We start from the raw sequence: 12,119 nt of genomic DNA on the forward strand, positions 1-12,119 counted from the left end.
CAGCCATACCTGTCATCTTCTGTCAGGTACGGCTAGCCGCGCCGGGTGGCGGCCGTCACACGCTTGAGGATGCGGTCCCACTCCGTGCCGAACGGATTGTCCTGCACCAGGTACGTCCAGGTGGCCGTCGGCCGCTTCAGGTCCGGCTCGGGCGCCTCGAAGGACTCCAGCGAGCGCCGCTCCACCTCCGCCAGCAGCGACTTGTACTCGGCCACCGCCTCCCGGTGGAACTCGTCGATCGGGCTCATCCGGCCCAGCGCGCGCAGGTGGATGCCCTCGCGCAGGTCCGTCAGGAACGCCAGGTGCTCGGTCCAGCAGCGGTCGATGGCGTGCAGGACGATCTGGCGGGCGGTCTCGTCCCTGGTGTCCTCCGGCAGGGCCTCCCAGCGTTCGGGGTCGGCGGTGGACAGGGCCTTGGCGGCGGAGTCGCCGTGCAGGACCTTGTCGCGCCACTCCAGGATGAGCTCGCGCTGGTGCTCCAGGAGGCGGGTGTAGCGCCACGTGTTGCGGTGGATCTCCAGGTTGACGCCCTCGGCGACGCGCTGGGCGTGGCCGACGAGGTAGGCGCCGCGCCGGTGGCGGACGATGCCGTCGGGGTCGGCGGCGGGCGGGCGCTCGTCGGGGACGAACTGGGTGATCAGGTCGTCCTGGGTGCTGACGAAGAAGACAGAGCCGCCCGGGTCGCCCTGGCGGCCGGCGCGGCCCCGGAGCTGGTCGTCGAGGCGGCTGCTGGCGTGGCGGCCCGAGCCGATCACGTACAGGCCGCCCAGCTCGGCGACGCCGTCCCCGAGGCGGATGTCGGTGCCGCGCCCGGCCATCTGGGTGGAGACGGTGATGGCGTCGCGCTCCCCCGCCCTGGCGATGATCGCGGCCTCTTCGGCGTCGTTCTTGGCGTTGAGGACGACCGGCTCCATGCCGCGCCGCTGGAGGAGCTTGGCGAGGTTCTCCGACTCGGCGACGTCGAGCGTGCCGATGAGGATCGGCCGGCCGGTGGCGTGGACCTCCTGGATCTCCTCGACCAGGGCGGCGTCCTTGTCGGGGACGGTCGGGTAGATGCGGTCCGGTTCGTCCTCGCGCACGCAGGGCCGGTTGGGCGGGATGACCGCGACCTTGAGACCGTAGAACTCGCCGAGCTGCTCGCTGACCGCCACCGCCGTGCCCGTCATGCCGCAGATCTCCGGGTAGCGGCGGATCAGGCCCTGGACGGTGATCGAGTCGAGGATCTCGCCCTTCTCGCTCGGCGGCAGCGCCTCCTTGGCCTCCACGGCCGCCTGCAGGCCGTCGGGCCAGCGCTGGAGCAGCGCCACCCGGCCGCGCGAGGGGTTGATCAGCTGGACCTTGCCGTCGCGCACGATGTAGTCGACGTCGCGGGCGAGCAGCGCGTGGGCGTGCAGGGCCAGGTTGAGCTCGATGAGCGTGCCGGGCTCGTGCTCGTCGTAGAGCTCGACGCCGAGGAGGTTCTCGACGCTGTCGGCGCCCTTGGGGGTGAGGTAGACGTTGCGGGCCTGCTCGTCGATCTCGTAGTGGTAGCCGCGTACGAGCTGCCTGACCAGCGCCGCCATCTCCGGCACCGCGCTGCCGGGGTCGGTGGACCCGGCCATCACGAGCGGCACGCGGGCCTCGTCGACCAGCACGGAGTCGGCCTCGTCGATCAGGGCCACCTCGGGCGCGGGCACGATGATCTCGGCGGCCTCCGTGCGGAGCCGGTCGCGCAGCACGTCGAACCCGATCTCGCTGACGGGCCCGTACGTGACGTCCCTCGCGTACGCCTCGCGCCGCTCCTCCGGCGTGGAGTTCTGGCCGATCCAGCCCACGGTGACGCCGAGCGCCTCGTAGAACGGCCCCATCCACTCCGCGTCACGCCTGGCCAGATAGTCGTTCACCGAGATCACGTGGACGTGCTTGCCCTGCAACGCGTAGCCCGCCGCCGCCATGGCGCCGGACAACGTCTTGCCCTCGCCGGTGGCCATCTCGGCGACCTTCCCGTCGAGGAGGGCCAAGGTGCCGAGCAACTGCACGTCGTACGGCCGCAGGCCCAGCGTCCTGTCGGCGGCCTCGCGTGCGATGGCGCAGAACTCGGCCAGATCGTCCATCTTCGGCTCGGGCAGCTCGTCGAGCTTGCGCAACCGATCGGCGCGACCTTCCGCCGCCTTGACGATCTTTTCATAGGGGGTCAGGGGCACGCCTCCTGGACGATCCAGGAGATTCCTGATAATTCCCTTTATTGAGGCCACAGTTCCTCCAACGCACGCTTCGCCGACACCGTTCCCTCTTACAAGGGAGGGGAGCGGAGCGACGATACGGCAAGCGCCGCCGTACCGGACATTAGCTCATCCGGGACGCTGCGCCGCCACATCGCTCATGTCCGAGTCACGCGGATTCAGCCCGTACGGCGAGAACTGTGACGGCGGCCAGCAGCAGCACGCACCCCGACCAGGCAAGAGGGGTGAGCCGCTCCCCGAACAGCACCACGCCGAGCACCGCCGCGCCCACGGCCTCGCCGAGCGAGATGATCGACACCGTGGTGGCGCGCAGCGCGGTCAGGGCGCGGAAGAACAGGCCGTACGCGAGCGCCGTCGGCACCGCGCCGAGGTAGAGCAGCAGCGCCACGGACGGCAGGCTCACGTTCGGCACGACCCCTTCCACCAGCGCGAACGGCGCCAGGCACGCCGCCCCGACCACGAACCCGCCGATCGCCACCCCCTGCGGGTCGTCGTCCCCGAGCCTCCGGGAGAGGATCGTGACCCCGGCGTACCCGGCGGCCGAGAGCAGGGCGAGGCCGATGCCCGCGATGGAGGACGTCCGGGACTGCAGCGCGGTCTCCCCGGTGAGGAGGACGAGCCCGGTCAGGGCGGTGGCGAGCGCGGTGAGCGCGACGCGGCCGAGCGGCTCGCGGAGGAGGAAGCGGCTGCCCAGGGCGGTGAAGACCGGGGTGGCGCCCATCGTCACCACGGTCGCGAGCGCCACGCCGGAGTGGGCGATCGCGGCGAAGTACGCGGTCTGGTAGACGGCCATTCCGGCGCCGATCAGCAGGATCCGGCCGCTGAGCACGACCGGGCGGCGGGTGAGGAGGAGAAGGAAGGCGGCGCCGAGGAGGTAGCGCCAGAGAGAGACGCCGACGGCGCCGAGGCCGCCGGACTCGAAGAGCAGCGAACCGGCGGCGCCGCCCGTGCCCCAGGCGGTGGCGGCCACGGACACGTAAAGGGCGCCCCGCCGGGCGGAGACATGGGTCATGACAGGAGTGCTCCGGATGGAGTGGTTGGAATGGGCCCGGTGTGCGGGCAGCAACCACCCCCGGATCGCTCAGACCCGGAATCTCAGGGAATGCCGCCCGCTAGAGGGCGGGCGGCGGGGAGCAGATCAGACGTCGGTGCACCCGCCCACCCTAGCGCGGCGGGGCGGGCTAGGGTTTGCGGCCTACGCCGCCCAGGAGGAGCTGCTCCCAGGTGGCCAGCGGGCCGGGCAGGCGCTCGTCCGGATGCCATTCGGGAAAGTGCACCACTCCGGGCTCCACCAGCACCAGCCCGTCGAAGTACGCGGCGATGGAGTCCCGGTCGCGGAAGTACCCGGCGCCCATGGTGACGTGGAGCATGGCCTCCAGCGCCTGGGCCTTGGGGTTGGCCGAGGCCATCATGTTGGAGGCGGCGAGGTAGCTGCCCTTCGGCAGGGCGGACATGTACCGCCGGACCAGCCCGTGCGGGTCGTCCTGGTCCGGCAGCAGGTGCAGCACGCCGATGATCAGGATGGCCGTGGGCTGGGCCGGGTCGATCAGGCGGCGCAGCGAGGGGTGGCCGAGGACGGCCTCCACGTCGCGGACGTCGGCGGTGATGGCGTCGGCGTACGGGTTGCCGTTCAGAATGGCGCGGGCGTGCGGCTCGACCATGGGGTCGTTGTCGACGTACACCACCCTGGCCCTGGGGTCGGCGAACTGGGCCACCTCATGCGTGTTCTCCACCGTGGGCAGCCCGGCGCCCAGGTCGATGATCTGCCTGATCCCGGCCTCGCGGACGAGGAAGTCCACGACCCTGCCGATGAAGGCGCGGTTGCACCAGACGAGGTCCACCACCTCGGGCACCGTGTCCTTCAGCTTGCGGGCCACCGAGCGGTCGGCGGCGAAGTTCTCCATGCCGCCGAGCAGCGCGTCGTGGACGCGGGCCACGCTGGGCCGCGCCGGGTCGACCCCAGGAGGAGCCCACTCGTACTCTCCGCTGAGACTCAACCCCGCCCCCTTTTGCGTGCTTTGACCGGGATCGTAGTCGCACTCAGCGACTTAACGGGAAGAACGCGTCAGATTGTGGGACGCCCCTGCCCATACGTTTACGCGGCCGTGGCCGGGTAGCAGAAGGCATGCCCGAGAAGGACGGAAGAAGAGAGGGAGAGAGCCCCCATGGAGCTCTGGAACTATCGCGCTGACGTCTACGACCGCGGCCAGCCCCTGGATCTCGTGGGCTACCACGTCCAGGCGACCGATGGAAAGATCGGGTCCGTCGACGAGGCGACGTACGAGGTCGGCGAGAGCTACATCATCGTCGACACCGGCCCTTGGATCTTCGGTAAGAAGGTCATGCTCCCGGCGCAGGTCGTCACGAGCATCGACCCTCAGGAGCGCAACGTTTACGTCGCGCGCACCAAGGCCGAGATCAAGGACGCGCCCGAGTTCGACGAGGGCACGTTCAAGGAACCCGAGTACCGGACGCGGCTAGGCGACTACTACGGCCGGCTCGTGTAACTGACACGCCGCAACAAAAAGGGCCGCGCCCCCAGGGGGCGCGGCCCTTCGCGGTGCGTCACGGCCATTTCGGGTCGCCCTTCGGCTCGATCGGGCCCTGCAGCACGTCCAGCCGCTCCAGGAGCGTGATGAACGTCATCGCGTACGGCGAGTCCTGGAGCACGGCCGCCACGCGCGGCCAGTCGACCTGCTCGCGCAGCGCGCGCACCTGGGCCAGCAGCGCCCCGTAGTCGCAGGCGTGCTCCGACAGCGGCAGTAGCCACGAGATGACCAGGTCGGTGGCCTCCAGCACGGGCACGATCACGGCGGACGCCTTCAGCGGCTCGGCCCGGTCCAGCAGCTCGTCGGTGATCGGCTGGTCGGACACCCGGAAGATCAGGTCCACCAGCCGGCCCTCGTCGTACGCCTTGACCAGCCAGTCCTCCGGCGGCTTGGCCGTCTGGAAGCCGATCCCGCGCAGCGCCTCCAGCGCGGTCGGCACGTCGTGCTCGGTCAGCATGAAGTCGACGTCGTGCAGTGACGGTGCGGCGCCTCTCGCGTACGCGGCGCATCCGCCGGCCAGCGCGAATTTCACCCCGGCGTCCTTCAACCCTGTGCTGGCACGCTTGAGCGTGTCGAGAATGGCGTCAGTGACAGCGTGGCCGTGGCTCGTCATGTTTTCGGGCTACCCAAACGATCGTCAACTAGGCGTTGGACGGCGGGGTCTCTTGCTCATTGATTAAGGAAAAAACATGTTATGAGAACACCCCTTAGGGCAGAGGCAGACCCATGGCTACTTTGCTCTGGATCATCGCGGTAATACTCGTCATCTCCGGGATCTACGTGATCCTGGCCAGGCGCGATCTGCTCTGGGGGATCGTGCTCATCGTCCTCGGATTCCTGGTCGGACCGGGCGGGGTCAGTATCTTCAATGTGTAGGTTCCGCGCTCCCGAGGGCATGGGAGCGCGGAAAACAGATATCCACCGTTCACCCGTTCGGGTACGCGGGATGCCGGAAGCCGTCCACGCCTCGGCCCTCCACCTGACCCCCCGTCAAAGACGCACTGGGCCGCGTGGCCGGCTTCCGCATCCGCGCGGTGGCGCACGAACGCCGAACGTTCCCGACGCCCCCGCGATGATCGCGGGGGCGTCGGGAATGAACCGGCTGGGGGCTTGCCGCGAAGGTCCTTCAGAACCCGGTCTCGCAGTCGAGGCAGTAGACGGCGTAGGCCCGGCCCAGCACCGGCAGCGCCACGTTACGGACCCGGATGCCGCCCGACGTCATGCCCTTTTCCGTGCCCTTGTGCGCGTGGCCGTGCAGGATCAGGTCGGCGCCCGCCGTGTCGACCGCCTCCGCCAGCAGGTAGCTGCCCAGGAAGGGATAGATCTCGTGCGGCTCCCCCTCCAGCGTCTCCTTGATCGGGGAGTAGTGCGACAGCACCACGCGCTTCTCGGCCACGATCTCCTTGAGCGCGACCTTCCAGGACTCGGCGATGTAGCGGGTGTGGGCGACGAAGTTCTTGATCTCCCGCTCGCCGAACTCGCTGGCGCACTTGCCCGCGAACCCGCCGCCGAACCCCTTGCCGCCGACCACGCCCAGCTTCCTGTCGCCGCACTGGACGACGGCGCCGTCGTCGTCGAGCACCACGACGCCCGCGTCGCGCAGCTCGCCGGCGATCTCGTACTGCAGGTCTGAGTGGTAGTCGTGGTTGCCGAGCACCGCGACGACGGGGATCGGCAGGCCGCGCAGCTCGTCGGCCACGACCCGCCCCTCCTCCAGCGTGCCGTGCCTGGTCAGGTCGCCGGCCAGCATCAGCACGTCCGCGCGTTCCTCGATGCCCGCCAGTCTCTTGCGGTACTGGCCTCTGTCGTCCTCCCCCAGGTGGATGTCTCCGACGGCCGCGATACGCAGGTCAGTCAAGACGCTCATCCTCCCCCGGCTCACTGGCCTCCACGACTCTGATCTCGTTGTGCAGGTGGAGCTCGGGCGCGGCCTCGTGCGCCACCTGGCCGAGCCGCTCGCGCTGGCCTGTCCCGCTGACCTCACCGCGCAGGAACAGCTGGTCGCCTCGTATGTCCACGCGGATTCCGAGCTCGTGCGTGCGTCCGTCCTCGGCCAGCGCCTGCTGGACGCGGGCCGCGACGTACTGCGGAGCTTCCATCGCTCGCCTCCTTCTTCTGTCGCCGCATGCCCCTGGATTAACACCTCAAACGGCACGGATAAGGTCAATAACCGCCTGCTCGACCGGTCCTGCCGTGGCCAGTTGCCCGAAATCGGCTTCCGCGCCCAGCTCGGTCAGCGCGGCCGCGATGGTCCTGTCCTGGTCGTACGCCTCGACCACCCGGGGGTCCACGTACGACGCCCTGGCCACCGTGGGTGTGTTGCCCAGGTATTCGGCGACCTCCCGCATGACCCGGGCCACCGCACGTTTCTTCTGGCCGGCCGGCTTGGAGACCGCCAGGCCCACGGCGGCCAGAACGGTGGCGTGCCAGGTGCGGAAGTCCTTGGCGGTGACCTCGTACCCGATGGTCTCGCGCAGGTAGTCGTTGATGTCGTCGCTCCTGATGTAGCCCCAGCCGCCGTCGCGCCGCCGGTAGCGCAGCAGCTCGCCCTCCACGCTGAGCGCCTTGAGCGACCTGAGCACCTTGCAGGCCGCGGGATCGGCCACCTCGACCTCTCGGGAGATGTCCCCCTTGGCCTGGTAGGAGCAGGTGACCGTGCCGTTGGAGCAGGTGAGGTGCTCCATCCTGAGCGTGGCCAGCCCGTACGTGTCGTAGCTCTCGCCGCCGATGCGGAAGAAGCCGACGTCGAGCAGGCGGGCCGCGGCGGCCAGCACCCGCTTCCTGGTCAGGCCGCGGCCGCCGAGCTGGCCTTCCACGGTCTTCCTGAACTCCGGCAGCCGCTCGGCCACCTCCAGCACGCGGTCGAACTTGGCCTGGTCCTGCTGCTCACGCCACAGGTCGTGGTAGCGGTACTGCCTGCGCCCGGCCGCGTCCGTGCCCACGGCCTGCAGGTGGCCGTGGGGGGACGTGCAGATCCACACGTCGGTCCAGGCCGGGGGGATGGCCAGCGCCTTGATGCGGGCCAGCGTGGCCTGGTCGCGCACCGCACGCCCGTCAGGCCCCTGGTAGCCGAACCCGCGCCCGTAGCGCCTCCGTACGATCCCCGGCTCGCTCTGATCACTGGGACGCAGCTTGGGCACGGACGGCGGCTACCCCGGAAGTTAGGGGGCAAACAGAACGGGCAGGTGGGCGGCATGTCTGATAACAGGGACATGCCGGATAACGGAAAGTGGCACGAGGAACGGGACACCAAAGGCCATGCCATGGTGCCCGCCACGCCACGCGACGTGGCGCACATCAGGATCGGCTCGTTCCTGCTGGTGTTCATGTTCGCGTTCGCGGTGCTCGGGATCATCGTCGGGGCGCCCGTCATGACGGCGATCGCGCTCGTGGTGGCTCTGATCACGGTGGTCGACATCGCACTGGCCGTGCGACGCCAGAAGCTGCGACAGGACGGAGAGGCGGGCTGATTGCGACATGGCACCACTTGAAGGGCGCGTAGTGGTGGTGACGGGCGCCAGCGGCGGGGTCGGGCGAGCGGTCGTCCGGCAGCTCGGGCGCCAGGGCGCGAAGGTGGCGCTCATCGCCCGGGGCACGACCGGGCTGGGCGCCGCCGCCGTGGACGTGGGCGTGGAAGGAGGCACCGGCGAGGTATTCGAGGCCGACATGGCCGAGTACGACCAGGTGCGGAGGGCGGCCGAGCGCATCGAGGCGGAGATGGGGCCCATTTCCGTCTGGATCAACATCGCCTTCTCCTCCGTCTTCGCCAGATTCAGCGATATTTCGCCAGATGAGTACGCCCGCACCACCGCGGTGACGTACCTGGGCTACGTCTGGGGCACGAAGGTCGCCCTGGACCTCATGCGCCCGCGCAACACGGGTGCGATCGTCCAGGCCGGCTCGGCGCTGTCGCAGCGCGGCATCCCGCTGCAGTCGGCGTACTGCGGCGCCAAGCACGCGATCAAGGGGTTCACGGAGTCGGTCCGCACGGAGTTGCTGGCCGACCGCAGCGGCATCGACATCACGCTGGTGCAACTGCCCGCGCTCAACACCCCCCAGTTCGACTGGGTGCTGTCCAAGCTGCGGCGCCACCCGCAGCCGGTCCCCCCGATCTACCAGCCGGAGGTGGCCGCCCGGGCCATCGTGTACGCGGCCGAGCACCCGGAGCGCAAGGAGTACTGGGTGGGCGCCACCACGGCCGCCACCCTCCTGGCCCAGCGCGTGGCGCCGGCGCTCGTGGACCGGTACGTGGCCAGGACCGGCGCGCGGTCCCAGCAGACGGACGAGAAGCCGCCGGACGGCGTCGCCAACCTGTGGGAGCCGGCGGACGAGGACGTGGACTACGGCGCCCACGGCTCGTTCGACGAGCGCTCCCATGCCCGCAGCCCCCAGCTCTGGCTGTCCCAACATCGCGGCCCGGTCCTCCTCGCGCTGGCCGGAGGCGCGGCCGCCACGTGGGCGGCCCTGCGTCTGCGCGGACGATAAGCCCGGCGCCTGCGCGGGCGATGAGCCGTCGACTGGGCCGCCCGGTGCCCGTGCGGGCGATGAGTTGAGCCCCCCGTCCCCCTGACCGGCCGGACTTAAGCGGGCCTGGAGGGGTAGGCGGCGGGAAACCGCTTCCGAGGAGGTCATGATGCCTGAGCGCGATCTTCAGTACCTGACCGAGCTGGCCGCGCAGCTGCGGGTCGATTCCGTGCGGGCGGCCGCAGAGGCGGGGTCCGGCCATCCGACCTCGTCGATGTCGGCCGCCGATCTGATGGCCGTGCTCTTCGCGTGTCATCTGCACTACGACTTCGAGAACCCGGACAACCCCGCCAACGACCACTTGATCTTCTCGAAGGGGCACGCGTCCCCGCTGCTCTATGCGCTCTTCAAGGCGGCCGGGGTCGTCGACGACAAGGAGCTCCTGACGTTCCGCCGGCGGGGCAGCCGGTTGGAGGGGCATCCGACGCCGCGGCTGCCGTGGGTGGACGTGGCCACCGGGTCCCTCGGTCAGGGGTTGCCGGTCGGGGTCGGGGTGGCCATGGCCGGGCGGCTGGAGCGGATGCCGTACCGGGTGTGGGTGCTGTGCGGGGACAGCGAGCTGGCCGAGGGGTCCATCTGGGAGGCGGCCGAGCACGCGGGCTGCGAGGGACTGGCCAACCTGACCGCGATCGTGGACGTGAACCGCCTCGGCCAGCGCGGCCCCACCCGGCACGGGTGGGACACGGGGGCCTACGCGCGCAGGTTCGGGGCGTTCGGGTGGCACACGATCGAGATCGACGGTCACGATCCCGGGCAGATCGACTACGCGCTCAACGACGCCCGCAACACGCGCAGGCGGCCGACGGTGATCCTGGCCAAGACGCGCAAGGGCGAGGGGGCCCTGGAGGTCGAGAACCGCGAAGGCGCTCACGGCAAGCCGCTCAAGGAACCGGACAAGGCCGTCGATGAGCTGGGCGGCCGGCGGGACCTGCGGGTCGAGGTGCACAAGCCCGAGGCCCCGGCGGCGCCGTACCGGTTCGAGAGCAGGCCGATGAGCCTGCCCGCGTACAAGGTGGGCGACAAGGCGGCCACGCGGACGGCGTTCGGGGAGGCGCTGGCGGCGCTCGGCGCGGCGCGCGGGGACGTCCTGGCGCTGGACGGCGAGGTGGCGGACTCGACCAAGGCGGAGGCGTTCGGGAAGGAGTTCCCCGAGCGGTTCTTCGAGATGTACATCGCCGAGCAGCAGCTCGTGGCCGCCGCCGTCGGCCTGCAGGTGCGCGGGTGGAAGCCGTACGCGGCCACCTTCGCGGCGTTCCTGACCAGGGCGTACGACTTCATCAGGATGGCCGGCGTGAGCAGGGCGTCCATCCGGCTCGTGGGGTCGCACGCGGGGGTGGCGATCGGCGAGGACGGGCCCTCCCAGATGGGCCTGGAGGACCTGGCGATGCTGCGGGCGGTCTACGGCAGCACCGTGCTCTACCCGTGCGACGCCAACCAGGCGGCGGCGCTGACGGCCGAGCTGGCCGACGTCGAAGGCGTCTCCTACCTGCGCACCACGCGCGGGGAGACGCCGGTCATCTACCCGCCGGACGAGCGCTTCCCCGTGGGCGGGTCGCGGGTGCTGCGACACTCGCCCGACGACCGGGCCACGATCGTGGCCGCGGGCGTGACCGTGCACGAGGCGCTGGCGGCGGCCGACGAGCTGCGGGGGGCGGGGATCCCGGTGGGGGTGATCGACCTCTACTCGGTCAAGCCGGTCGACACGGCCGCGCTGGTCGAGGCGGCCACCACCACGGGCAACCTGATCACGGTGGAGGACCACCGGCTGGAGGGCGGGCTCGGCGACGCGGTGATGGACGCGGTCAGCGAGCTGGGGCCGCGGGTGGTGAAGCTGGCCGTGACGGGCCTGCCCGGGTCCGCGACGCCGGAGGAGCAACTGGCCGACGCCGGCATCGACCGCCACGCGATCGCCGAGGCGGTCAAGCGGCTCCTGTGATGACAGGCCGGACATGAGTGAGGGCCGACGGGCGACATGCCCCCGGCCCTCCCTTTTGGCCCCCTTTTTGGCGCGGCCCCCTGGCGGGGATGCCTCCCGTCAGCGGGTCCGGGCCTTCGCGGTCAGTTTCCTGTTCGCCTTCTTGATGGCGTTCACCAGCTCCTGCTTGGTCATCTTCGACCGGCCGGCCACGTCCAGCTTGGCGGCCAGCTTCTGCAGGTGCTCCTTGGTGGCGTTGGCGTTGACGCCCTCGGCCGTCTTGGCGGCCGTCTTGGTGGTCCGGGACATCGCGGCCTTGGCCGTCCGGGTCACCGCGGCCTTCCCGGCCCGGGCCATCTCGGTGGCCTTTCCGGGCCGGGTCATCGCCGCCCTCTCGTCGGAAGGCCCCTTCTTCTCCTTCGGCTCCCAGTGGTCGCCGACCTTCTCGAAAGAGTGCTTCAGTGCGGCGAACGCGGTCATGTGGGCGCGCCGGCCCTCGCCGTACTCCTTCACGGCGTTGTCGTGCGCCTTGATCCACGTGTTCTGTGCCTTCTTCGGCGAACGTTTGATGGTCGACGGCAGCTCTTCAACAGCTGGCATGTCGATTCACCTCCTACAGCGGTGGTTCGTCGTAGCGGCGGCGCTCCTCGTACACGGTGGTCCTGCGGGCTTCAGGCTCCTCGTAGACCTCGTGACGGTGAACCGGCTCGTCGATGGGTCCGACCGCCCTACGGGTGACGCTGATCCTGTAGATGCCGAACAGCAGACCGACGAGGCCGCCGAGCATGAGGATCACCCCCACTACGTTGATGTCGAGACCGGCGAGGTCGAACTCGACGGCCCAGGTGAGGATCGCGCCGAGCATGATGAGGATGATGCTTCCGGCGATGGTCATCAGCTTTACCTCCT

General features: G+C 70.1%; 14 protein-coding genes. 5 read left to right on the forward strand and 9 right to left on the reverse strand.

The window, feature by feature from the left end; genetic code table 11:
- Window positions 1–32 precede the first annotated feature (32 nt).
- The 3 genes from secA2 to H4W80_RS25895 form a co-directional block, all read right to left on the reverse strand.
- Window positions 33–2,183, reverse strand: coding sequence for an accessory Sec system translocase SecA2 (gene secA2, locus H4W80_RS25885; RefSeq protein WP_318787058.1), 2,151 nt, complete (start codon window positions 2,181–2,183; stop codon window positions 33–35).
- A gap of 187 nt (window positions 2,184–2,370) precedes the next feature.
- Window positions 2,371–3,234 carry a DMT family transporter gene (locus H4W80_RS25890; protein ID WP_192787475.1) on the reverse strand — a complete coding sequence of 288 codons (864 nt, stop codon included), beginning with the start codon at window positions 3,232–3,234 and terminating at the stop codon, window positions 2,371–2,373.
- Window positions 3,235–3,403: 169 nt separating this feature from the next.
- The gene (locus H4W80_RS25895) at window positions 3,404–4,219 is read right to left on the reverse strand and encodes an SAM-dependent methyltransferase (RefSeq protein WP_192787476.1); all 816 of its coding nucleotides are present in this window, start codon (window positions 4,217–4,219) and stop codon (window positions 3,404–3,406) included.
- A 168-nt stretch (window positions 4,220–4,387) separates the two neighbouring features.
- Between H4W80_RS25895 and H4W80_RS25900 the strand changes: the two genes are divergently transcribed.
- Window positions 4,388–4,729 carry a PRC-barrel domain containing protein gene (locus tag H4W80_RS25900; protein ID WP_192787477.1) on the forward strand — a complete coding sequence of 114 codons (342 nt, stop codon included), beginning with the start codon at window positions 4,388–4,390 and terminating at the stop codon, window positions 4,727–4,729.
- A gap of 58 nt (window positions 4,730–4,787) precedes the next feature.
- On the opposite strand, the gene H4W80_RS25905 is transcribed toward H4W80_RS25900, so the two are convergent.
- Window positions 4,788–5,384 (reverse strand): nucleotidyltransferase, encoded by a 597-nt coding sequence (locus H4W80_RS25905; RefSeq protein WP_192787478.1) that lies wholly within the window; start codon window positions 5,382–5,384, stop codon window positions 4,788–4,790.
- Window positions 5,385–5,497: 113 nt separating this feature from the next.
- Here H4W80_RS25905 and H4W80_RS25910 point away from each other — a divergent pair, with 113 nt between their 5' ends.
- Window positions 5,498–5,647, forward strand: a complete 150-nt coding sequence (locus tag H4W80_RS25910; protein WP_165959640.1) for a GPGG-motif small membrane protein — start codon at window positions 5,498–5,500, stop codon at window positions 5,645–5,647.
- Window positions 5,648–5,897: 250 nt separating this feature from the next.
- Here the strand turns inward: H4W80_RS25910 and H4W80_RS25915 are convergent, their stop codons facing one another.
- Genes H4W80_RS25915 through H4W80_RS25925 form a run of 3 tightly spaced genes read right to left on the reverse strand, consistent with a single transcriptional unit; the run spans window position 5,898 to window position 7,911 of the window.
- Window positions 5,898–6,629 (reverse strand): metallophosphoesterase family protein, encoded by a 732-nt coding sequence (locus H4W80_RS25915; RefSeq protein ID WP_225963665.1) that lies wholly within the window; start codon window positions 6,627–6,629, stop codon window positions 5,898–5,900.
- Window positions 6,622–6,870, reverse strand: a complete 249-nt coding sequence (locus H4W80_RS25920) for a BON domain-containing protein (protein WP_192787480.1) — start codon at window positions 6,868–6,870, stop codon at window positions 6,622–6,624. Before H4W80_RS25920 ends, H4W80_RS25915 begins: the two co-directional genes overlap by 8 nt.
- Before the next feature lie 45 nt (window positions 6,871–6,915).
- Window positions 6,916–7,911 (reverse strand): DNA topoisomerase IB, encoded by a 996-nt coding sequence (locus H4W80_RS25925; RefSeq protein WP_318787059.1) that lies wholly within the window; start codon window positions 7,909–7,911, stop codon window positions 6,916–6,918.
- A 72-nt stretch (window positions 7,912–7,983) separates the two neighbouring features.
- Here H4W80_RS25925 and H4W80_RS25930 point away from each other — a divergent pair, with 72 nt between their 5' ends.
- The 3 genes from H4W80_RS25930 (at window position 7,984) to H4W80_RS25940 (ending at window position 11,231) form a co-directional block, all read left to right on the forward strand.
- Entirely contained in the window at window positions 7,984–8,241 is a 258-nt protein-coding gene (locus H4W80_RS25930; RefSeq protein ID WP_192787481.1) for a hypothetical protein, read from the forward strand.
- A 7-nt stretch (window positions 8,242–8,248) separates the two neighbouring features.
- The gene (locus tag H4W80_RS25935) at window positions 8,249–9,256 is read left to right on the forward strand and encodes an SDR family oxidoreductase (protein WP_192787482.1); all 1,008 of its coding nucleotides are present in this window, start codon (window positions 8,249–8,251) and stop codon (window positions 9,254–9,256) included.
- Between the two features lie 145 nt (window positions 9,257–9,401).
- Entirely contained in the window at window positions 9,402–11,231 is a 1,830-nt protein-coding gene (locus H4W80_RS25940; RefSeq protein WP_264086003.1) for a transketolase, read from the forward strand.
- Window positions 11,232–11,330: 99 nt separating this feature from the next.
- Here H4W80_RS25940 and H4W80_RS25945 read toward each other — a convergent pair whose 3' ends face one another.
- Together H4W80_RS25945 and H4W80_RS25950 are read right to left on the reverse strand one after the other, a co-directional pair.
- Window positions 11,331–11,810 (reverse strand): ChaB family protein, encoded by a 480-nt coding sequence (locus H4W80_RS25945; RefSeq protein ID WP_192787483.1) that lies wholly within the window; start codon window positions 11,808–11,810, stop codon window positions 11,331–11,333.
- Window positions 11,811–11,823: 13 nt separating this feature from the next.
- A complete protein-coding gene (locus H4W80_RS25950) occupies window positions 11,824–12,105 on the reverse strand; it encodes a hypothetical protein (RefSeq protein WP_192787484.1) in 282 nt (93 codons plus the stop codon).
- Window positions 12,106–12,119: the final 14 nt, after the last annotated feature.

Source organism: Nonomuraea angiospora (assembly GCF_014873145.1).
GTDB lineage: Bacteria > Actinomycetota > Actinomycetes > Streptosporangiales > Streptosporangiaceae > Nonomuraea > Nonomuraea angiospora.

What these genes read in the sequence shown, in the direction of transcription:
- H4W80_RS25935 (WP_192787482.1), top strand. Translation starts at nt 8,249, where the DNA reads ATGGCACCACTTGAAGGGCGCGTAGTGGTGGTGACGGGCGCCAGCGGC.
- H4W80_RS25930 (WP_192787481.1), top strand. Translation starts at nt 7,984, where the DNA reads ATGCCGGATAACGGAAAGTGGCACGAGGAACGGGACACCAAAGGCCAT.
- H4W80_RS25905 (WP_192787478.1), bottom strand. Translation starts at nt 5,384, where the DNA reads ATGACGAGCCACGGCCACGCTGTCACTGACGCCATTCTCGACACGCTC.
- H4W80_RS25890 (WP_192787475.1), bottom strand. Translation starts at nt 3,234, where the DNA reads ATGACCCATGTCTCCGCCCGGCGGGGCGCCCTTTACGTGTCCGTGGCC.
- H4W80_RS25910 (WP_165959640.1), top strand. Translation starts at nt 5,498, where the DNA reads ATGGCTACTTTGCTCTGGATCATCGCGGTAATACTCGTCATCTCCGGG.
- H4W80_RS25940 (WP_264086003.1), top strand. Translation starts at nt 9,402, where the DNA reads ATGATGCCTGAGCGCGATCTTCAGTACCTGACCGAGCTGGCCGCGCAG.
- H4W80_RS25945 (WP_192787483.1), bottom strand. Translation starts at nt 11,810, where the DNA reads ATGCCAGCTGTTGAAGAGCTGCCGTCGACCATCAAACGTTCGCCGAAG.
- H4W80_RS25920 (WP_192787480.1), bottom strand. Translation starts at nt 6,870, where the DNA reads ATGGAAGCTCCGCAGTACGTCGCGGCCCGCGTCCAGCAGGCGCTGGCC.
- H4W80_RS25950 (WP_192787484.1), bottom strand. Translation starts at nt 12,105, where the DNA reads ATGACCATCGCCGGAAGCATCATCCTCATCATGCTCGGCGCGATCCTC.
- H4W80_RS25900 (WP_192787477.1), top strand. Translation starts at nt 4,388, where the DNA reads ATGGAGCTCTGGAACTATCGCGCTGACGTCTACGACCGCGGCCAGCCC.